This is a genomic window from Burkholderia sp. COPS (assembly GCF_019425585.1).
Classification (GTDB): Bacteria; Pseudomonadota; Gammaproteobacteria; order Burkholderiales; family Burkholderiaceae; genus Burkholderia; species Burkholderia cepacia.
In genome coordinates this window covers 35,080-55,371 of sequence record NZ_WIXR01000026.1, presented here as the reverse complement: position 1 = coordinate 55,371, position 20,292 = coordinate 35,080, and the positions used below count along the sequence as shown (strand labels likewise).

The 20,292-nt window shown below is 69.1% G+C and carries 20 protein-coding genes; 6 read left to right on the top strand and 14 right to left on the bottom strand.

Annotation, left to right across the window (positions count from 1 at the left end; translation table 11 throughout):
• Positions 1 to 35 precede the first annotated feature (35 nt).
• The 9 genes from flgJ to flgB form a co-directional block, all read right to left on the bottom strand.
• Positions 36 to 1,019, bottom strand: coding sequence for a flagellar assembly peptidoglycan hydrolase FlgJ (flgJ, locus tag FOZ70_RS23475; RefSeq protein ID WP_027788924.1), 984 nt, complete (start codon positions 1,017 to 1,019; stop codon positions 36 to 38).
• A complete protein-coding gene (locus FOZ70_RS23470) occupies positions 1,020 to 2,192 on the bottom strand; it encodes a flagellar basal body P-ring protein FlgI (protein ID WP_042978316.1) in 1,173 nt (390 codons plus the stop codon). It abuts the gene before it with no gap.
• 5 nt (positions 2,193 to 2,197) lie between these two features.
• Complete coding sequence (gene flgH, locus FOZ70_RS23465) at positions 2,198 to 2,890, bottom strand: flagellar basal body L-ring protein FlgH (RefSeq protein WP_021164161.1); 693 nt, start codon at positions 2,888 to 2,890, stop codon at positions 2,198 to 2,200.
• Between the two features lie 21 nt (positions 2,891 to 2,911).
• Complete coding sequence (gene flgG / locus FOZ70_RS23460) at positions 2,912 to 3,700, bottom strand: flagellar basal-body rod protein FlgG (RefSeq protein WP_021164160.1); 789 nt, start codon at positions 3,698 to 3,700, stop codon at positions 2,912 to 2,914.
• Between the two features lie 34 nt (positions 3,701 to 3,734).
• Positions 3,735 to 4,493, bottom strand: coding sequence for a flagellar basal-body rod protein FlgF (gene flgF / locus FOZ70_RS23455; RefSeq protein ID WP_027788921.1), 759 nt, complete (start codon positions 4,491 to 4,493; stop codon positions 3,735 to 3,737).
• Positions 4,494 to 4,512: 19 nt separating this feature from the next.
• Positions 4,513 to 5,754, bottom strand: a complete 1,242-nt coding sequence (gene flgE / locus FOZ70_RS23450; RefSeq protein WP_021164158.1) for a flagellar hook protein FlgE — start codon at positions 5,752 to 5,754, stop codon at positions 4,513 to 4,515.
• Between the two features lie 33 nt (positions 5,755 to 5,787).
• Positions 5,788 to 6,540 carry a flagellar hook assembly protein FlgD gene (gene flgD, locus FOZ70_RS23445; RefSeq protein ID WP_021164157.1) on the bottom strand — a complete coding sequence of 251 codons (753 nt, stop codon included), beginning with the start codon at positions 6,538 to 6,540 and terminating at the stop codon, positions 5,788 to 5,790.
• 64 nt (positions 6,541 to 6,604) lie between these two features.
• Positions 6,605 to 7,030, bottom strand: coding sequence for a flagellar basal body rod protein FlgC (gene flgC, locus FOZ70_RS23440; RefSeq protein WP_021164156.1), 426 nt, complete (start codon positions 7,028 to 7,030; stop codon positions 6,605 to 6,607).
• A gap of 40 nt (positions 7,031 to 7,070) precedes the next feature.
• Positions 7,071 to 7,559: a flagellar basal body rod protein FlgB gene (gene flgB, locus FOZ70_RS23435; protein ID WP_021164155.1), complete on the bottom strand. Its 489-nt coding sequence runs from the start codon at positions 7,557 to 7,559 to the stop codon at positions 7,071 to 7,073.
• Between the two features lie 204 nt (positions 7,560 to 7,763).
• Here flgB and flgA point away from each other — a divergent pair, with 204 nt between their 5' ends.
• The 4 genes from flgA (at position 7,764) to FOZ70_RS23415 (ending at position 11,572) form a co-directional block, all read left to right on the top strand.
• Complete coding sequence (flgA, locus tag FOZ70_RS23430; protein WP_219706868.1) at positions 7,764 to 9,032, top strand: flagellar basal body P-ring formation chaperone FlgA; 1,269 nt, start codon at positions 7,764 to 7,766, stop codon at positions 9,030 to 9,032.
• 118 nt (positions 9,033 to 9,150) lie between these two features.
• Positions 9,151 to 9,480 carry a flagellar biosynthesis anti-sigma factor FlgM gene (flgM, locus tag FOZ70_RS23425; RefSeq protein ID WP_048026624.1) on the top strand — a complete coding sequence of 110 codons (330 nt, stop codon included), beginning with the start codon at positions 9,151 to 9,153 and terminating at the stop codon, positions 9,478 to 9,480.
• 79 nt (positions 9,481 to 9,559) lie between these two features.
• The gene (locus tag FOZ70_RS23420; RefSeq protein ID WP_021163144.1) at positions 9,560 to 10,000 is read left to right on the top strand and encodes a flagellar protein FlgN; all 441 of its coding nucleotides are present in this window, start codon (positions 9,560 to 9,562) and stop codon (positions 9,998 to 10,000) included.
• Positions 10,001 to 10,216: 216 nt separating this feature from the next.
• A complete protein-coding gene (locus FOZ70_RS23415; protein WP_124589757.1) occupies positions 10,217 to 11,572 on the top strand; it encodes an SGNH/GDSL hydrolase family protein in 1,356 nt (451 codons plus the stop codon).
• Positions 11,573 to 11,591: 19 nt separating this feature from the next.
• On the opposite strand, the gene FOZ70_RS23410 is transcribed toward FOZ70_RS23415, so the two are convergent.
• Positions 11,592 to 13,442, bottom strand: a complete 1,851-nt coding sequence (locus FOZ70_RS23410) for a M24 family metallopeptidase (protein ID WP_219706866.1) — start codon at positions 13,440 to 13,442, stop codon at positions 11,592 to 11,594.
• Positions 13,443 to 13,885: 443 nt separating this feature from the next.
• Here FOZ70_RS23410 and FOZ70_RS23405 point away from each other — a divergent pair, with 443 nt between their 5' ends.
• Positions 13,886 to 14,671: an XRE family transcriptional regulator gene (locus tag FOZ70_RS23405; RefSeq protein WP_219706864.1), complete on the top strand. Its 786-nt coding sequence runs from the start codon at positions 13,886 to 13,888 to the stop codon at positions 14,669 to 14,671.
• 63 nt (positions 14,672 to 14,734) lie between these two features.
• On the opposite strand, the gene FOZ70_RS23400 is transcribed toward FOZ70_RS23405, so the two are convergent.
• Genes FOZ70_RS23400 through FOZ70_RS23385 form a run of 4 tightly spaced genes read right to left on the bottom strand, consistent with a single transcriptional unit; the run spans position 14,735 to position 19,637 of the window.
• Positions 14,735 to 15,976 carry a multifunctional CCA addition/repair protein gene (locus tag FOZ70_RS23400; protein WP_021163148.1) on the bottom strand — a complete coding sequence of 414 codons (1,242 nt, stop codon included), beginning with the start codon at positions 15,974 to 15,976 and terminating at the stop codon, positions 14,735 to 14,737.
• Positions 15,973 to 16,620 carry a glutathione S-transferase family protein gene (locus FOZ70_RS23395; protein ID WP_042977654.1) on the bottom strand — a complete coding sequence of 216 codons (648 nt, stop codon included), beginning with the start codon at positions 16,618 to 16,620 and terminating at the stop codon, positions 15,973 to 15,975. Before FOZ70_RS23395 ends, FOZ70_RS23400 begins: the two co-directional genes overlap by 4 nt.
• Positions 16,621 to 16,667: 47 nt before the next feature.
• Positions 16,668 to 17,627, bottom strand: a complete 960-nt coding sequence (locus tag FOZ70_RS23390) for a complex I NDUFA9 subunit family protein (RefSeq protein WP_059483926.1) — start codon at positions 17,625 to 17,627, stop codon at positions 16,668 to 16,670.
• A gap of 57 nt (positions 17,628 to 17,684) precedes the next feature.
• Entirely contained in the window at positions 17,685 to 19,637 is a 1,953-nt protein-coding gene (locus FOZ70_RS23385; RefSeq protein WP_048026618.1) for a lytic transglycosylase domain-containing protein, read from the bottom strand.
• 8 nt (positions 19,638 to 19,645) lie between these two features.
• Between FOZ70_RS23385 and FOZ70_RS23380 the strand changes: the two genes are divergently transcribed.
• Positions 19,646 to 20,254, top strand: a complete 609-nt coding sequence (locus tag FOZ70_RS23380; RefSeq protein ID WP_059483929.1) for a 5-formyltetrahydrofolate cyclo-ligase — start codon at positions 19,646 to 19,648, stop codon at positions 20,252 to 20,254.
• The last annotated feature ends 38 nt before the right edge of the window (positions 20,255 to 20,292 follow it).

Below are 20,292 nucleotides of genomic sequence, written 5' to 3'. Positions count from 1 at the left end.
GTCCGAAAGGGGCAACGGCACTGGCCGACGGGCCGTCAGCCGATCTGCTGCATGATCGAGATCAGCTTCTTCGCGTAGTTCGGGTCGGTCGCGTAGCCGGCCTTCTGCATCCCGTGCGCGAAGCCTTCGACGCTGCGGCTCGCGCTCAGCACGCCCGAGTAGCGCGGATTGTTCTTCAGCAGGGTCGCGTAATCGGTCATCGCGTGCTCGTACGAGTCGTACGCGCGGAACTTCGCGACCACGCGGCGCGGCGTGCCGTTCACGTATTCGGTCGTCAGCGCCGACACCGTGCGGCCGGTCCAGCCCTTGGTCGCCTTGATGCCGAACACGTTGTAGCTGGTCGAGCCGTCGCTCGCGCGGATCTCGCGCTTGCCCCAGCCCGACTCGAGCGCGGCCTGGCCGACGATGAAGCGCGCCGGGATGCCGGTCGACGCGCTGGCCGCCTGCGCGGGGCCCGCGAGCCGGTCGACGAACGCGTCGGCGTCCTGCACGCCGCTCGCGCCCTTCAGCGGCGGCGTCAGCGCGCTGCCGGCCGAGTAGCCGCGCGTGCCGGCGAGCCCGCCGTTGTTCGCCGCGTTCGCGTAGGCCTTCGCCATCGCGTTCATCGCGGCGAGGCCGCCTTCGTTACCCGACGTGCCGAGGCCGCCTGCGCCCAGACCGGCCGCGCCGACGTCGGCCGCCGTGTCGCTGCCCGCACCCTGCCCCGCATTGCGCAGCAGCTGCTTCATCAGCGCGTCGGCGACGCCGATCCCGCGCGTCGACATCTGCTGCGCGAGCTGCTGGTCGAGCATCGACGTGTACAGCTTGGACGTATGCGAATCGAACAGCCCGCCGTCCGGCGACGCGTCCCGCATGCTCTTGAGCATCATCTGCGTGAACATCGCGTCGAACTGGCCGGCGACCGCCTTCGCGCCGGCCTGCGGCGACTGTTTCGCCTGCGCGCGCAGCGCGTCGAAACCCTGCACGTCGAGCGCGAAGCGCTGCGTGAGGTCGTTCGCGTTCGGAAGAGAGGCTGCCATTTAGATGATCTCCAGGTCGGCGCGCAGCGCGCCGGCGGCCTTCATCGCCTGCAGGATCGACATCAGGTCCGCGGGCGTCGCGCCGAGCGTGTTCAGCGCCTTCACGACGTCGGCGAGATTCGCGCCGGCCGTCACCATCTTCAGCGCGCCGTTGTCCTGCTTGAGCTGGATCTGCGACTGCTGCGCCACCACCGTCTGACCGTTCGAGAACGGCCCCGGCTGCGATACCACCGGCTGCGTGTTGACCACGACCGACAGGTTGCCGTGCGCGACCGCGCAGCTCTGCAGCGTGACCATCTGGTTCATCACGATCGAGCCGGTGCGCGCGTTCAGGATCACCTTCGCCGCGGCCTTGTCCGGGCTCACGTCGAGGTTCTGCAGGCGCGCCATGAACGCGACCTGCTGCGCCGAATCGGCCGGCGCGGCGAGCTGGATCGTGCGGCCGTCGAGCGCCGTCGCGGTGCCCGGGCCGAAGCTCGAATTGACCGCGGACACGATCCGCTGCGCGGTGCCGTAGTCCATGTCGTTCAGCTGCAGCTGCAGCACGCCGTTCATCTGCGCGATCGCGTTCGGCACCGAACGCTCGACGATCGCGCCGCCGACGATCCGGCCGGCCGCGAGCTGGTTCACCTGCACGCGGCTGCCGTTCGCGCTCGCGCCCGCGCCGCCGACCGCCATGTTGCCCTGCGCGAGCGCGTAGACCTGGCCGTCCGCGCCCTTCAGCGGCGTGAGCAGCAGCGTGCCGCCGCGCAGGCTTTTCGCGTTGCCGAGCGACGACACGGTGACGTCAAGCGCCTCGCCCGGCCGCGCGAACGGCGGCAGCGTGGCGGTCACCATCACGGCCGCGACGTTCTTCAGCTGCATGTTGCTCAGCGACGACGGGCCGCCGTTGGCCGAACCGTTGTTGATCGAGATGCCGAGGTTCGCGAGCATGTTCGCGAGCGTCTGCGTCGTGAACGGCGTCTGCATCGTCTGGTCGCCCGTGCCGTCGAGACCGACGACGAGGCCATAGCCGATCAGCGGGTTGTCGCGCACGCCCTGGATCTGCGCGAGATCCTTCAGGCGTTCCGCGTGCGCGGGCGCCGCGCCGAGCACGCACGCCGCGAACACGAGGGCGAGCCGCGCGGCGGCATGCGCGCGGGCCGACAGCCGGTTGAACAGGGTCTTCTGCATCGTCATCACCACGGCGCGATGTTGAGGAAGAAGCGCTGCAGCCAGCCCATCGTCTCGGCTTCGTTGATGTAGCCCTTCGACGAGTATTCGATCTTCGCGTCGGCGACCTGCGTCGAGTAGACCGAGTTCGCGCCCGAGATCGTGTTCGGGTTCACGACGCCCGAGAAGCGCACGAATTCGTTGCCCTGGTTGATCAGCATCTGCTTCTCGCCGCTGACCACCAGGTTGCCGTTCGGCAGCACGTTGGTGACGGTCACGGTGATCGTGCCGTTGAACGTGTTCGCCGCGCTCGCGCCGCCGGTCGCCGCGAACTTGTTGTTGCCGGCGGCCGACAGGTTCGCCTTCGCGAACAGCCCGCCGAGGAAACCGGCCGTCGGCACGTTGAAGTCGGTGTTGCCCTGCCGGTTCGTGTTCGCGCCCGACGACTTGGTCGCATTGATGTTCTCCGCGATCATGATCGTCAGGATGTCGCCGACGTTGCGCGGCCGCTGATCCTCGAAGAGCGGCCGCCCCGCGTAACCGGGGTTGTAGATCGAGCCGGGCGCCTGCATCGACATCGGCGCCGGCGGCTGCGCCGTCATCGGCTGCTGGATGATCGGATCGCGCGGAATCTGCGCGCAACCGGCGGCGAGCGCCGCCACCGCGACCGCGCATGCGGCGCGGACGGTGGCTGACGGGAGGAGGCGAACCTGCTTCATGGCGACGACGGGACTTTCCGGTTAGCTCTTCATCTGCGTGACGGTCTGCAGCATCTGGTCGGACGTCGTCACGGCCTTGCTGTTGATCTCGTAGGCACGCTGCGTCTGGATCATGTTGACGAGCTCCTGCACGACGTTCACGTTCGACGCTTCGACGTAGTTCTGGTTGAGCACGCCCGCGCCGTTCAGGCCCGGCTGCGACACGTTCGGCGCGCCCGACGACGTGGTCTCGGAGAACAGGTTCTCACCGCGCGCCTCGAGGCCGGCCGGGTTGATGAAGGTCGCGATCTGCAGCGAGCCGATCTGCACCGAGTTGGTCGAGCCCGCCTGCGTGACCGACACGACGCCGTCCTTGCCGATCGTCAGCGACGTCGCGTTCTGCGGGATCGTGATCGCCGGCAGGATCTGGTAGCCGCTCGACGTGACGAGCTGGCCCTGCGCGTTGGTCTGGAACGAGCCGTCGCGCGTGTACGCGTTCGTGCCGTCCGGCATCAGCACCTGGAAGAAGCCCGCGCCGTTGATCGCGACGTCCTTCGAGTTGCCGGTCTGCGTGAGGCCGCCCTGCGTGTACAGGCGCTCGGTCGCGACCTGCTGCACGCCGGTGCCGAGCTGCAGGCCCGACGGCAGCTCGGTCTGCTGCGTCGAGTTCGCGCCCGGCTGGCGGATGGTCTGGTACAGCAGATCCTCGAACACCGCGCGCGACGCCTTGAAGCCGTTCGTGCTGGTGTTCGCGAGGTTGTTCGAAATCACGTCCATCTGCGCCTGCTGCGCATTCATGCCGGTGGCGGCGATGTAGAGCGAACGGTTCACTTGTAAGGTCTCCTGCGTGGGCTGGCGCGGGCGCTCAGCTGAAGTTGAGCAGCTGGTTCGCCGACTGCTCGTTCTGGTCGGCCGTCTGGATCAGCTTCGACTGAAGCTGGAACGCGCGCGCGTTGTCGATCATCGCGACCATCGCGGTCACCGGGTTGACGTTGCTGCCCTCGAGCGAATTCGGCGTGACGACCACGTTCGGGTCGGCGTCGGCCGGATTGCCGTCGGCGGTGCGGAACAACCCGTCGTTGCCGCGCGTGAGCGTGGCCGGATCGGGATTGACGAGCTTCATCTGGTCGACGATCGCGACCGCCGTCGGCGGGTCGCCCGGCATCAGCGCGGACACCGTGCCGTCCTTGCCGATCGTCACTTCCGCGTTCGGCGGCACCGAGATCGGGCCGCCGTTGCCGACGACCGGCAGGTTGCTCGCAGTGACGAGCTGGCCGTTCTCGTCGACGTGCAGGTTGCCGGCGCGCGTGTACGCCTCGCTGCCGTCGGCCGCCTGCACCGCCAGCCAGCCGGCGCCCTGCACGGCGACGTCGAGCGGGTTGCCGGTGCGCGTGATCGGGCCCGGCGCGTAATCGGCGCCGGGCGTCGACGCGAGCACGTAGGTGCGCGTCGTCGTCGGGTCGATGTTGCTGCCGTCGCCGAAATTCATCGGCACCGCGCGATACGTCGCGAGCTGCGCGCGAAAGCCCGTCGTCGACGCGTTCGCGAGGTTGTTCGCGACGATCGCCTGCTGGTCGAGCGACTGCGACGCGCCCGTCATCGCCGTGTAGATCAGTCGGTCCATGGCTGCCCGTTATCCGCGCTTACAGGTTGATGAGCGTCTGGTCGACGGTCTGCTGCGTCTTGATCGTCTGCGCGTTCGCCTGGTAGTTGCGCTGCGCGGTGATCAGGTTGACGAGCTGCGACGTGAGGTCGACGTTCGAGCTCTCGAGCGCGCTGCCCTGCAGCGTGCCGTGGTTCGTGCTGCCCGGCGCCGAGATCTGCGGCACGCCCGACGCGGAGCTTTCCGCGTACTGGTTGCCGCCGAGGTTCACCAGCCCGTTCGGGTTGTTGAAGTTCGCGAGCGCGATCTGGCCGAGCACGGACGTCTGGCCGTTCGAGTAGTTGCCGGTCAGCTTGCCGTCGGTGCCGATCGTGTAGGTCGTCAGCGTGCCGCTCGCGAAGCCGTCCTGCGCGAGGTTGTTCACGCCGTCCTTGCCGCCGTACTGCGTCGTGCCGGTCAGGTCGAGCGTGAGGTTCTGCGGCGTCGCCGAGCCGTCGGTGTTCGGCACCGTGAACTGGAACTGGCCGAGCGACGTGGTCGGCGTGGCCGGCGTGCCCGTCGTCGTGCTCTGGATCGCGCCCGACGAGTTGAACGTGACCGTACCGAGGTCGTTCGTCGCGCCGCCCTGCACGCCCGCGTACGCTTCCCACGTGCCGGCCGCCGACTTCACGAAATACATGTTGACCGCTTGCGAGCCGCCGAGCGAGTCGTATACCTGGATCGACGTCGAGTAGTTGTACGTCGTGTTGTCGGTCGCGTTGAACGGCGTCTTGGTCGGCACCGTGTCCTGCGAGTTCAGGTTGAACTGCGCGGAGATCTTGGTCGTCGCGGTCGGCGCGAGGTTGGTCGTCGGCGCCTGCAGCGGCACGGTCTGCGCGGTGTTGATCACGCCGCCCGCGTTGGCTGCATAGCCCATCAGGTTGCGGCCCTGCGAGTCGACGATGAAGCCGTTCTTGTCGCGCTGGAACGTGCCGTCGCGCGAGTACGTCGTCACGCCGTTGTTCGACATCTGGAAGAAGCCGTTGCCGTTGATCGCGACGTCGAGCGACGAGTTCGTCGTGGTGATCCCGCCCTGGCCGAAGTTCTGCTCGACCGAGTTCAGCCGCGTCCCGATGCCGATCTGCGTGTTGGTCGACGTCGCGACCGAGTTCGCGTACATGTCGGCGAACTGCGCGGTGCTCGACTTGAAGCCGACCGTGTTCGCGTTGGCGATGTTGTTGCCGATCACGTCGAGCGCGTTCGATGCACCCGAGAGGCCGCTCAGACCCTGTTGATAACCCATTTCGGTCTCCGTTTCGAGAATGCTCGATCAGTATCAGTTGGTGGTGGTGCCGCCGGCCGAGGACGAGGACGACGCGGTGTTCGGGAAGATCGACGCGACCTGGGTCAGCCCCACCGTCGTGCCGTTCGACAGCACGAGCCCCGCCGTGCCGTCCGCCTGCTTGATCACGCTCTGCACCGTCGCGGCCGCGAGCGTCGTGGCCGGCTGCGGCGTGCCGTTGCTGTCGGTGTACGACGCGCTGACCGTGTACTTGCCGTCCGGCAGCGCGTTGCCCGCCGAGTCGGTCGGCGTCCAGTTGAACGGCACGGTGCCGGCCGACTGCGCGCCCGCCTTGATCGTGTTCACCACGGTGCCCGCCGCGTTCTTCACGGTGATCGTCAGGTTCGACACCGAGCTCGACAGCGACACGCCGAACGGCGACGCCGCGCCGCCCTTCACCGCGACCGCGTTGCCCGGCGCGAGCACGTTCGTGCCGATCAGCAGCGCGGCCTGCGTCTGCTGGCCGGCCGTGAGCTGCGACGACAGCGACGTGAGCGACGTATTCAGCTGCGCGATGCCGCTCACCGTGTTGATCTGCGCGAGCTGCGACGTCATCTGCGAGCTGTCGACCGGGCTCGTAGGATCCTGGTTCTGCAGCTGCGTGACGAGCAGCTTCAGGAACGTCGCCTGCAGGTCGCTCGCCGACGTGCCGTTGGTCGACGACACGTTGTTGGTGTTCATCGTGTCGGTCGGCAGGTTCGACACGTTCGTGCCGTTGCTGCCGATCGTCGTGCTGGAGGAAGTCATCCTGGGTGGCCTTCTGTCTGGACTTTCGGAACTGTCGGGTCTGTAAGGTCGGTCGGCGCGCGGCTTACGAGCCGATCGTCAGCGTCTTGAGCATCAGCGTCTTCGCGGTGTTCAGCGTCTCGACGTTGGCCTGGTACGAGCGCGACGCCGAGATCATGTTCACCATCTCCTGCACCGGATCGACGTTCGGCATCTGCACGTAGCCGTTCGCGTCGGCGGCCGGGTTCGACGGGTCGTAGGTCGACTTCATCGGCGACGGGTCGTCCATCACCTTCGTCACGCGCACGCCGCCCACGCCCTGGCCGGACGCGGTGCGCGCGCCGCCGATCGGGTCGGTCGCGAACACGACCTGCTTGGCCTTGTACGGCTTGCCGTCGGGGCCGGTCGCGCTGTCGGCGTTCGCGAGGTTCGACGCGGTGACGTTCAGGCGCTGCGACTGCGCGGACAGCGCCGAGCCGGCGACGCCGAAGATGTTCATCAACGAAGGCATGGAAGCTCCTTTTGCTCGGATTCGGAGGCGGCGCGCGCCGTCACTGGTTCGTCGTGATCGCGGCGATCATCGCCTTGATCTGCTGGGTCATCACGGTCATCCCGGTCTGGTAGTGCAGCGCGTTGTTCGCGAACTGCACGCGCTCGACGTCGAGATCGACCGTGTTGCCGTCGAGCGACGGCTGCAGCGGCATCCGGTACTGCGCGCGGCCGTAGTCGTCCGCCGGGCCGCCCGTCGGGATCAGCTTCGCGGTGCCGGCCATGTGGCCCGCCGCCGTCGACACCATCGACATGCCGCTCGTCACGCCGGCCGGCTGCGTCATCGGCAGTTGCGCGGCGTTGCTCGGCGCGAGGCCGCCATTGGCCTGCTTCAGCGAGCGCGCGAGCGTCGACGCGAAATCGACGTCGCGGGCCTGGTAGCCGGGCGTGTCGGAGTTCGCGATGTTCGACGACAGCAGTTCCTGCCGGTAGGCGCGCACGTCGAGCGCCTGTCGGCCGAACGCGAATTCCGCATCGAGTTTGTCCAGCATGTGTGCGTCTCTCCGTATGAAGCGCTGCACGCCCCTCGCGCCGGATGGCGACCCGAGAGGCTTTTTTCCATGACAGCGATGGTAGGCGCCGGACGCAACCGGCAATCGGGCGAATAACGCGGCAAAGGCCCCCTCTATTCATCGTTTGCGCGACGGCCCCGCTCCCTAGAATGCGAAGCGGAGCAACGGATCGGGGATCGGGCAATGACTGGCAGCGCACTTCGCGGAAGGAACGGGCGGCTCATGCACGTCCGGCGTGCGTTTGCGCGTGCCTTTGCACTCGCCGCGGCGCTGTGGATCGCCGCCCCGGCCGCGCACGCGGACGACGGGATGATCGTGATTCCCGGGCGCGGCGAGACGGCCGAAACCGCGCTCGCGCACGCCAATGCGGCAAGCGGCGGGCAGTTCGCCGAGAATGCGGCGATGGCGCCGGTTGTGGGCGTGGCGCCGGAAGCGGGCCGCTCGACGAGCGGCACGGGTGCCGCCACCACCGGCTACGCGCCGCAACCGGCCGGCACGATGGTCGTGACGACCGTCCCGCCACCGGCTGCTGTGGGACCGGCACCGGCACCGGCGCCCGCGCCCCGCCCCGTCTACGCAGCCGCCCGCGCGAACGCCGGATACGGCGCGCCGCGTGCCGCCGATCCGACTGCGATCGCGACGGTCGTCGCCGGCACGGCCGAACCCGCGTCGAATCCCGTGCGGCCGGCCCCGCAGCCGGCCTTCGCCGCACGCATGGCGGCCGCCCGCGCCGCGTCGGCGTTGCCGGCGCCGCGCGCGACGCCGGGTTCCGCCAACCCGGCCCCGGCAGCCAATCCCACCAATGCCGCCCAGCCCGCGACACCGCCCGGCCAGCAGGATCCCGAGTCGATCCGCCGCGCGGCCCTCGCGTTCCTGCAGCAGCAGATCGCGGGCCTGCCCGGCAAGACCACCGCGACGGTCACGACCGCGTTTCCGCGCGGGCTCGCCGCGTGCACGACGCTCGAGCCGTTCATGCCGACCGGCGCGCGCCTGTGGGGCCGCACGACGGTCGGCGTGCGCTGCGCGGGCGAGCGGCCGTGGACCGTCTACCTGCAGGCGAAAGTCACCGTACAGGCCACCTATTACGTCGCCGCGCGCCAGATCGCGCCCGGCGAGCCGCTCTCCGCGGCCGACCTGGTCGCCCGCGACGGCGACCTGACGGTGCTGCCGCTCGCGGTGATCACCGATCCGGCGCAGGCGATCGGCTCGACCGCGCTCGCGCGCATCTCGGCCGGGCTGCCGCTGCGGCAGGACCTGCTGAAGAGCGCGGCGTCGGTGTCGGCCGGCCAGACGGTGCGGGTGGTCGCGGCCGGGCCCGGTTTCACGATTTCGGCCGAGGGCAGCGCGCTGGCGAATGCCGCGCCCGGCCAGTCGGTCAGGGTGCGGATGGCGGCGGGCCAGATCGTCACGGCGATCGTCAAGGACGCCGGCACCGTGGAGATTCCGCTGTAGGGACGGATCCTGCGGCAAGAATGTAAAGAATTGTTTATTCGGAGCATTTCGGGCTCGCGATGCTAAAGTTCGGGCCGACCCGGCCGTTATCTGGGTCAAACCGAACAGGAAACCCATCGTGAAGATCGATTCCACTCCGAACCCGAGCCCCCTGGCGCCGACCGGCAACGGCGCGACCCGTGCGCCATCCGGCGCGGCCTCGTCTTCGTCCGCGCAGGCGGCCGACGCAGGGTCGACCGGCGGCGACACGACCGTGAACCTGTCGGGTCTGTCCGGCCAGTTGCGTTCGGTATCCGCGTCCGGCAACGCCGATATCGACACGGGCCTCGTCCAGTCGATCAAGGACGCGCTGAACAACGGCACGTTGACGATCGATGCGAGCAAGATCGCCGACGGCATATTGAATACCGCCCGCGAGCTGCTGCAGCAGCAGCGCCCGGGCAACTGAAGCCGGCCTCGCGGCCGGTCCCCCGGTCTACCGGTTTGCCGGCGCGCCCAACCCGCGCCGGCGCGACGAGCATGACGCGATGAGAGAAGAGCTGCTGGCCACGGTCAACGACGAACACGCGACGGTCGAGGCGTTCGCGTCCCTGCTCGCCTACGAGGAAAAGGCGCTGACGATGGCCCAGCCGCTCGAGATGCTGCCCGGGATCGTCGAGAAGAAGAGCGAGCTGATCGACCGGCTCGCGCAGCTCGAACGCACGCGCGACACGCAGCTTTCCGCGCTCGGCTTTCCGGCCGGCAAGAAGGGGATGGACCAGGCCGCCGAGCGCGATGCGCGCCTCGCCGGCCGCTGGCAGCTGCTGCAACAGGCCGCCGAACGCGCGCGCCAGGCCAATGCGAACAACGGGATGCTGATCCGGATCCGGATGGACTACAACGAGCGCGCGCTCGCGGTACTGCGCTCGGCGCCCGCGCCGGCCGGCGTCTATGGCCCCGACGGGCGCGTATCGGCGCTCATGCGCTGAAGCACGGACTGACCAACCGAGCGACCGGCAGCGGCGCCGCTGCCTTTCCTGCCGCACCACCTCATAGCAACTCGTAGTACCTCGCAGCACCTCGCCGCCATTCGCGGCTTCCCGAGTTTCGACAGACCGGGCTCGAACCCGGCACCCACGGTCCCTTCCGATACACGGCTGCGCAGCCGCGCCGCCGTCCCGTCACAACAATCAGAAGAGGGCCGCATGCCATATTTCCGCATTCCGTTTTCGTACCGCATCGCCGCCGTTTCCGCCGCCGCGACGCTGGGCACCGCATTGACGCTGTCCGCCGCGCAGGCCGCCGGCGCCGCGCCGCTGCCCGTGCCAACGGGCGACATGTCGCTGTCGCCGGCCGGCCCCGACGTCGTGCCGCCGGCCGCCCCGGCCACGCCCGGCGCGACGCCGCGCGCGCCGCGCCGCGGCTCCGACACCTACACGTACCTGCGTTGCTGGTACCGGATCGACGCGGATCCGCTGAAGCCGGCCGCGACCTATGAATGGGCGCGCGACCCCGCCGGCGGCGACTGGTATCGCGTGTCCGGCTACTGGTGGGCGGACGGCATCACGCAGTGGAAGAACATGTTCTACAGCACGACGACGCAGGACACGCTCGCCGACGTGTGCCGCAAGACGCTGGCCGCGAAAGGCATCAGGTCCGACCTCGTGCAGGCGGTCGCGGCGAACAACGCGCTGTCGTTCAACTACACGGTGTGGACCGTCGACGCCGCGCAACAGGACGCACGCGTCAACAAGCTGATCGTGTTCGGCGACAGCCTGTCCGACACGCAGAACATGTTCAACGCGAGCCAGTGGAAACTGCCGAACGCCACGAGCTGGCAGGCGGGGCGCTTCAGCAACGGCCCGGTGTGGGCCGAATATCTCGCGAACGCGCTGCGGCTGCCGTTCTACAACTGGGCGATCGGCGGCGCGGCGACCGACCAGTACCTCGTCGTGCCGGGCCTCGTGCAGCAGATCGACTCGTGGCGCGAATACATGGATCGCGCACCGGACTACCGGCCCGCCAACACGCTGTTCGCGGTGTTCGCGGGCGGCAACGACCTGGTGAACTACGGGCGCTCGCCCGAGCAGGCGGCGAATGCGGTGCGCGACAGCCTCGAGCGGCTCGCCGCGGCCGGCGCGACGCGGATCATGCTCGTCACGCTGCCGGACGTGTCGCGCGCACCGGTGTTCGCGACGCGCACCGACACGGCGAGCGTCGCCGCGCAGGTGAAGGACTACAACCGGCGCCTCGCCGACGCGGCCGCCGCGCTGCGCGCCCGTTACGGCGCGACGCTGCGGCTCGAGGTGTTCGACGCGTACGCGCTGTTCGACGACCTGCTGAGCCATCCGGCCCAATACGGCTTCGACGACGCGAAGCGCGCATGCCTCGACATCCCGAAACCGTCGTCGCTCACCTACCTGAGCGCGCAGACGCCGCGTGCGGACTGCCGCGACCCGGCGCGCTTCGTGTTCTGGGACACGCTGCACCCGACGACACGCACGCACGCGTGGCTCGCCGAGCGGATCGCGCCGTTCGCGCGGGCGCGCCTGCTGAACTGACCGGCGCGGGCGGCGGTGCCTACAGCAGCGGACACGCGGTGACCTGCGTGCCGCGCTCGACGCACAGCCGCTCGTAGTCGCGCAGGTACGCGCGCTCGTCGTCGTCCAGCAGGTCGAGATCGATCAGGTCCCAGTCGTAGCCGACCGTCACGATGTTCTCGAACGTCACGGTATCCGGCTGCGCGTCGTCCTGACGGATGATCACGATGTTCTCGATCCGCACGCCGCCCTTGCCCGGCAGGTAGATGCCCGGCTCGACCGAAATCACCGCATTCGGCACGAGCCCGTACTGCGCGCCCGGCGCGAACCGCACGCCGCCCTCGTGCACGTGAATCCCGACGCCGTGCCCGGTGCCGTGGCCGAAATCGTGGCCGTGATCGCGGCACACCTGCCGCACGAGCGCATCGACGTCGCCGCCCTTTGCCGTGCTCGGGAAGCGCGTGACGAGCCCCTTGATGCAGGCCTTCAGCGCGACCGTGTAGATCTCGCGCTGCCACGGCTGCGCGACCGTATCCGGGTGCGTCCGGCGCAGCACCACGCGCGTGCAGTCCGTCGCGAAGCCGGCTTCGTAATACGCGCCGCTGTCGAGCAGCACGAGTTCGCCTTCCGTCAGCTCGACGTCGGCGCTCGCCGCCGTGTAATGCGCGAACGCGCTGTTCGCGCCGTTCGCGGCGATCGACGGAAACGTCAGCGCAACCGCGGAGCGCGCGGCGTATGCATCGTTGATCGCGCGCGCCAGGTCGTATTCGGTATGGCGCACGCCCGGCTCGCCCGTCTTCGCCCAGCGCATCGTCTCGGCGATCGCCGCGGAACTGCGCGCAAACGCGTCGCGGAACCGGTCGAGCACCGCCGGCGTCTTGCCGGCCCGCATCGCCTCGACCGGGTTGAAGTCGGCATGCCGCGCGTGCGGCCACACCCGCTTCACCGCGTCGACGAGCGCGCAGTTCACCGATTCGAAGCCGTAGCACACGTGCTCGACCGCGAACGGCGCGAGAAAGCGCTCGAGCGCCGCGACATCGCGCCGGATCACATGCAGCGCCGGATACGACTCGAGCGTGACCTCGCAGCGGTCGCAGCCTTCCGGCAGGAACAACGCCACCTGCCCGCCCACCGCGAACAGGAAGCCGAGGTGCGACGACGCATTCGGGATGTGATAACCGCGGCTGTTCAGCAGATACGCGAGGTCGTCCGATGCGCAGGTGAAGAAGGCGGTCCTGCCGTCCGGCGCGCCGGTGTGCGCGGCGAGCTTGGTGTTCAGCGCGTCGAGGTTCTGCGCGACGCTCAGGCCGGTCATCGCTTCCGGCACCTCGAAGATCGGCCGCTCGACGACCCAGCCCGGCAACGCGATCGCGCGATCGATCTCGCGCTCGGCGAGACTCGTCCAGTCGAGCGACGCGGCCTGCGTCCGCTCGAACAGGCGATCGCGCTGCGCGACGCTGATCCGCCGCGCGTCGTAGCCGACCCGTGCGAGCCGGCTCCCGTGCGCGACCAGCCAGTCGGCCATCGCCTGCCAGATCGTCACGTTCATCCCGAGCTTCTCGATGCGCACGCGTGCCGGATCGCACTGCTGCTCGGCCTGCAGGTGATAACGGCCGTCGACGAACAGCACGAACGGCGGCACGCCGAGCGCCTGCGCGGTCGCCGCGCTCAGGAAGATCCCGCAGCCGGCCGAACCGTCGAAGCCCGACAGCGCATAACGCGGGTTGTTGCTGCGCGGCAGGTACTCGGTCACGTATTCGTCCTGCGACGTGACCAGTACCGCATCGAGCCGCGCGGCGTCGAGCAGGCGCGACAGGGCCGCCTGCGTGTCGACGACGGACGCGTCGTACGGGGGGAGGCCGGAGAAGCTGTATTTCAGTCGATCGATCATCGGAAGCCCGTTATGCATTGTTGTCGGCGGCCGGCGGTGACGCGGCGGGAGTACAGGCCCAAAGCAGGCTTGAAGCAGGCCTGACGCGGCCCGGCGCCGCTGCACGGTCGACGCTCGACCCGGCGCGGCACGACGCCGGGCCGCCGTACCGTCCCGGCGGCAGGCCCTTTAAAAAATTTCGTCTCACTTAACTTTTTTTGATGCGCGCGACAGAATCTAGAGCACGCTGAAATTGAGGTCAAGCTGAAATTTTCGTAGGGCTAAAATCGGCATGACGCTTGCGGATCCCGGCACAACGGGCGTTCGTCCGGCGGCACCGCGCGGTACAATGCGCCGGCATCGCCGCCCCGACGGCCGTGCTTCATGCGGTGCGCGGAATTCCCTGTCCGGCGACTGCACCGCCCGTCCGCCCGCCTCCCGATTCGTTGCCGCGAAAGAGATTCATGGATTCAGACCTCATGCGTATCGGCCAGCGCATTCGCCGCCTGCGCCGGGAAGCGAAGAAGACGCTGCAGGAAGTCGCGACCGAAGCGAAACTGTCGGTCGGGTTCCTGTCCCAGGTCGAGCGCCATCTCACGGGCATTTCGCTGTCGTCGCTCGTCAACGTCGCGAAGGCGCTCGACGTACCGCTCGGCGCGCTGATCGACCAGCCGCGCCAGGTGCGGCCCGATTCGCACGAGGGCAGCCGCAAGGCGTACGCGCTCGACGCCACGTCGCAATGGTACGAACGCCTGTCCACCACGTTCGACGGCAGCCAGATCAACGCGCTCAAGGTGCGGATGATGGAAGGCTACCGCTCGGAATGGGTGGCGCACGGCGGCGACGAATTCGTGTACGTGCTGGCCGGCCGGATCTGCTTCACGATCGGCAAGAAGCATTACCCGCTGTCGCCCGGCGACTCGCTGCACTTCGACGCGCGCAAGCGGCATCGGGTCGCCAACGTGGGCGACGGGCCGGCCGAGCTGATCGCGGTCGGCACGCTGCCGCTGTTCGACGACCGTCGCGCCGGGTTCGTGTCCGCGACGACGGACACCACGAAACCGGCCCCCGTCGTGCGCGCCACGGCGGGCGAACCGCGCACGAGCCGCCGCGCGCCGGCGCCCGAACGGGCGGATCGCGATCGGGCCGCCGGCTCGGTGAAAAAAGACCAGAAGGCGGCAGCCAAGCCGCGCGCGGCCGCCGGCAAACGCGCGGCGGCCGCCAAGCCGGCACGCAAGAAGAAGCCATAACGGCTTTGCAGGCGCGCGACGCGCGCCCTTCCTGCCGCCCTTCCTGCCGACCTTCCTGCCGCCCTATTCGCCGATCGCGAGCGCCTGCGCGACAGCCTCGATCCGCGCGCGATGCACGGCCTCCCGGATCTTCTCCGTATCGTTGCCGATGCCGCGCGCGATCGCGCCGGCATCGACGCTGCGCGCGGCCGCGAGCGCGACGCGCAGCCGCTCGGCCTGCGGATACGGCTGCGTATCGAGCCCGAGCCGCCCGCGCGCATCCGATTCACACGCCTGCAGCATCTCGGCGAAACGCGCCGGCTTGCGCAGCGCGTCGCTGCGCTCGAACAGCCGCACCAGCGCGGCCGCGCCCATCTCCATCACGCGATGCAGGTTGCCGTGCTCGCGCGCGACCACGAGCGCGAGATCGCGGCATTCGTTCGGCACGCGCAGCCGTTCGCACAACGGCTTGAGCAGGTCGACGCTGCGTCCCTCGTGGCCGATATGGCGCGGCAGCACGTCGGCAGGCGTCGTCGCCTTGCCGAGATCGTGCGTGAGCGCCGCGAAGCGCACCGGCAGCGAATAACCCTGCTTCGCCGCATAGTCGACGACCATCATCACGTGCACGCCGGTGTCGACCTCCGGGTGGTAGTCGGCGCGCTGCGGCACGCCCCACAACGCATCGACTTCGGGCAGGATGCGCGCGAGCGCGCCGCACTCGCGCAGCACCGCGAACATCCGCGACGGTTTCACCTCCATGAGCCCGCGCGCGATTTCCTGCCAGACGCGTTCGGGCACGAGCGCGTCGACCTCGCCCGCATCGACCATCCGCCGCATCAGCGCGAGCGTTTCGTCCGCGACCGTGAAATCCGCGAACCGCGCGGCAAAGCGCGCGATGCGCAGGATCCGCACCGGATCCTCGACGAACGCATCGCTCACATGGCGGAACACACGCGCGCGCAGGTCGGCCTGCCCGTCGAACGGGTCGATCACGGGCCCGACCAGCTCGCCCTCCGGGCTCACCTCGCGCGCCATCGCGTTGATCGTCAGGTCGCGCCGCGCGAGATCCTCGTCGAGCGTCACGTCCGGCGCGTAATGAAACTGGAAGCCGTGATAACCGGCCGCCGTCTTGCGCTCGGTGCGCGCGAGCGCGTACTCCTCCTGCGTCCGCGGATGCAGGAAGACCGGGAAATCCTTGCCCACCGGCCGAAAACCCTGCGCGGCCATCTGCTCGGGGGTCGCGCCCACCACCACGTAGTCGCGGTCCTGCACGGGCACGCCGAGCAATTCGTCGCGGATCGCACCGCCTACAGCGTAGATGTTCATGGCTGCGGCTCGAATTCGGCGATCACGTTCGTTTCACGGCGCGCGGCGTCGATCCAGCGCTGGACGGCCGGCAGCGCCGTCACGCGGGCCGCATAACCGGCCGCCTCCGGCGACAGGCCCGGCGCGTACGTGTTGAAGCGCATCACGACGGGCGCGTACATCGCATCGGCAATCCCGAATTCGCCGAACAGGAACGGCCCGCCCGACGCCTCGAGGCACGCGCTCCACAATGCGTCGATGCGCGCGACGTCGGCGAGCGCATCGGGCGTCGCGCCGCGCCCCGGCATCGACGCGCGCACGTTCATGCCCATCTGCGTGCGCAGCGCCGCGAAGCCCGCATGCATCTCGGCCGCGACGCAGCGCGCATGCGCGCGCTCGAGCGGATCGGCCGGCCACATCGGAAACTGCGGATAGCGTTCGGCGAGCGTCTCGGCGATCGCGAGCGAATCCCAGATCGCGACGCCGTGGTCGTCGATCAGGCACGGCACCTTGCCGGACGGCGAATACTCGAGGATGCGTGCGGCCGTGTCGTCGTGACGCAGCTCGATCGCGATCTCGTCGAACGGGATGCCGAAATGCACGAGCAGCAGCCACGGACGCATCGACCACGACGAGTAGTTCTTGTCTCCAATGACGAGTTTCATGACGGTGTTCCGGAAAGCGAGAAGGTGAAAAGGGTGAAGCTGAACGCCTAGCGGCGCGAGCGGAACCAGTCGAACCGGGACCGCTGCGCGGCCTGGCCGAGATACGCGGGCGCGATGCTTTCGAGACTCGCGGGCGAGATCCCGAGCTCCGGCGCGAGCGGCCCCGACAGCACGTTCGGCACCGACATCGTCGCGAGATTGTCGCGCGTGAGCACAGGCTCGCCGGGCAGGCATTCGAACACGCTCGCCTGCAGCCGCGCGAGCGCGTCGGGCAGCCGCACGATGCGTGCCTGCCGGCCGACCAGCGTGCCGCAATAGCGCACCAGCTGCTCGAGCGTGTAGACGGTCGGGCCGCCGAGTTCGTAGGTCTTGCCGTGCGCGGCCGCGAGATCGAGCGTGTTGACGAACGCACGCACGACATCGCCGACGAACACGGGCTGGAAGCGCGCGTCGGGCATCGCGAGCGGCAGCACGGGCACCGTGCGCTGCAGGTTCGCGAACGTGTTGAGGAACGCATCGCCGGGGCCGAACACGACCGACGGGCGGAAGATCGTCAGCGCGAGCGAATCGGTCGCCGCGATCGCATGCAGCGCGGCCTCGCCGTCGCCCTTCGAGCGCTGGTACATGCTCGCGCCATGCGAATCGGCGCCGAGCGCGCTCATGTGCAGCACGCGCCGCACGCCCGCCTCGGTGCAGGCGGTCGCGAGCGCGGCCGGCAGCGTGACGTGCGCGCGCTCGAAGCCGGGCCCGTAGGGCGTACCGCGGCCGCCGTGCAGCACGCCGACGAGGTTGATCGCCGCGTGCGCACCGGCGACGAAGCGCGCGAGCGTGCGCGTGTCGAGCGCTTCGAGCTCGACGATTTCGACCGGCAGCATCTGCAGGTGGCGCGCGTGGTCGCGCCGGCGCGTGCCGATCCGTACCTGCTTGCCGGCTTCGATCAGCGCATTGACGAGCCGGCTGCCGATGAAGCCGGTGCCGCCCAGCAGCGCGACGGTCTGGCGATCCATGATGTGGGCCTCAAAAGAACACTGCCGCGTCTCGCGCGGCAGTGTGAAGATTGCTTATCAGGGCGAGATCATGCCTAGACGTTTCTTCAACGACTGCGGTTTGCCCTCGAAGAGCGCCGCGTAGTAGACGGTGTTCGACAGCACGTTCTTCACGTAGTCGCGCGTCTCGTTGAAAGGAATCGTCTCCGCGAAGATCGCGCCTTCGACCGGCTGCGTCAACACCTGGCGCCACTGGCGCGGCCGGCCCGGGCCCGCGTTGTAGCCGGCCGTCGCGAGCACCGGCGAGCTGTCGAAGTTGTTGTAGATGTCCGCCAGATACCAGGTGCCGAGCTGGATGTTGGTATCGATGTCGTGCATCTGCGTGCGCGAGATCGTGCCGAGGCCGAGCTTCTTCGCGACCATCTGCGCGGTGGCCGGCATCAGCTGCATCAGGCCGCCCGCGCCCACCGACGAACGCGCGCTCGTGATGAAGCGCGACTCCTGGCGGATCAGCCCGTACGCCCATTCGGTGTCGAGGCCCGTCGACTGCGCGTAGCGCTCGACGATGTTGCGGTACGGCGACGGGTAGCGCAGCGTGAAATCGTGCTCGGCTTTCGTGCGGTCGGCCGTGTTGACCGTGCGGTCGAGCAGGTCGACACGCTTGCCGTACTCGGCGGCCGCGAGCAGCTGGCGATCGGTCATCCCGCGCAGCGGCCAGTTCCATTCGCGGTTGCCCTCGAGGCGCAGGTTCAGCGCGTAGAAACGCTGCGCGAGCGCGAAGCCCGGAATCTTGCCCATCGCGTCGATCTCGGCGTCGCTCACCTTCGTGCGCGGCGGGATCGTCGTGCGCTGGCCCAGCTCTTCACCGGCGAGCTGCCCGTAGAAGTTGTACTGCCCGGCGACCTGCTCGAATTCCTGGTTCGCCTGTAGCGTGTCGCCGCTCTGCTTGAGCGCGCGCGCATGCCAGTAGATCCACGCCGGATCGTCGCGCAGCGACGGCGGCATCTGCTCGATCGACCAGCGCACCATCGGCCAGTTGCCGGCGAGCAGCGCGGCGCGCGTGCGCCATTCGTAGCCCGGGTTCGACAGCGGCGCATTCTTGGATTTCGCATACCAGACCGATGCGAGCGGCGAGCGCTTGATCGCGCCCTGGTAGCCGATCGCGCCCCACGCGATCGCCTGCTCCTGTTTGGTCAGCGAAGGCGCGACCGTCGTGAGCATGCCGGCGGCCGCGTCCGGATCGTTGCGCGCCATGCGGCCGAGCGCGATCAGCGCGAGCTGGTGCGACGTCGCGTCGGGGCCGACGCCGCGCGCGAGGTACAGCGGCGGCGCGCTCGTCGCCTGGTCGAAGCCGACCGGACGCGCGCCGAGCGCGTCGACGATCTTGCCGCCGAGCGTCGTGTAGTTCTGCTCGTACGCGAGGCGCGCCTGCTGCCACACGTCGTCGCTCGTGAACTGCTGGTTGACCGTCAGCGCGGTGATCAGGTCGACGCATGCGTCGCCGTAATTCTTCGGCTCGACGAGCAGCGCACGCGCCGCATCGGCGACGTTCTCGCCGCGCGCCGCGCGCGATTCGAGCGCATAACACTTGACCTGCGTGTCGTCGTCGAGCACGAAGCGCTTGTATTGATCGTCGAAGTTGCGCCAGTCGTGGCGCGCACCGAGCACGAGCAGGTAGTCGTTGCGCAGGCGGTCGGCGATCGCCTGGCCATCGTAGCGCTGCAGGAACGACTGCACGGGCGCGTCCGGCGCATCCACACGCGCGCGGCCCGTCGAATCGAACAACTGCGGCTTGATCTGGAAATACTCGACGTAGGACGGTACCGGATAGTTCGGAATCATCGACGCGAGCTGCGCGGCTTTCGCGGCGTCGTTGCGGCGCGCGGCTTCACGAAGCTGCACGAAGGTCTGGTCGTCCCCGGAGACCGTATCGTCGTTCGGTGCGGCGCACGCGGCCGTGCCCGCGACGAGCGCGGTGGCCGAAAGCGTCAGCGCGACCGCGCGATATACTCGGAAAAGGCTGTTCGACATCGTTTTGAATGGAGCACGAAGTGAGCGAAAGCATAGCACGCAACCCTGTGCCGAACCCGAAGGTTGCGCTACGCAAAACGCTGTCCGGCGCGCGTCGCGACGCCGCGTCGCAACCCGCCGCGAATGCCGCGCTCGACGCGCGGCTGCGCACGCTGCTCGAACGGCTCGCGCCGCGCACGGTCGGGTTCTACTGGCCGCTGCCGGGTGAATTCGATGCGCGCGATGCCGTGCTCGCCTGGTGCGCGGCCGGTGCCGGCCGGCGCGCCGCGCTGCCCGTGATCGGCGAGCGGCACACGCCGCTCGAGTTCCACGCATGGGACACGCACACGCCGATGCGCGAAGGCCATCACCGGATTCCGGAACCGGCGTCGGGAATCGTCGTCGTGCCCGACCTGCTGCTGATTCCCTGCGTGGGATTCGATCCGCAGCGCTACCGGCTCGGCTACGGCGGCGGCTACTACGACCGCACGCTCGCCGCGTGGCCGGGCAGCCAGCCGCCCGTGACGGTCGGCATCGCCTATGAAGCGTGCCGCGTCGACGCACTGCCGGCCGAAGCGCACGATCTCGCACTGGGCTGGATCGTGACCGACGGCGCGCTCTACCCGGCCGCCGGATGATGCGGCGGGCGCCGCCGCGTCCGTCGTCGCACGCCCGC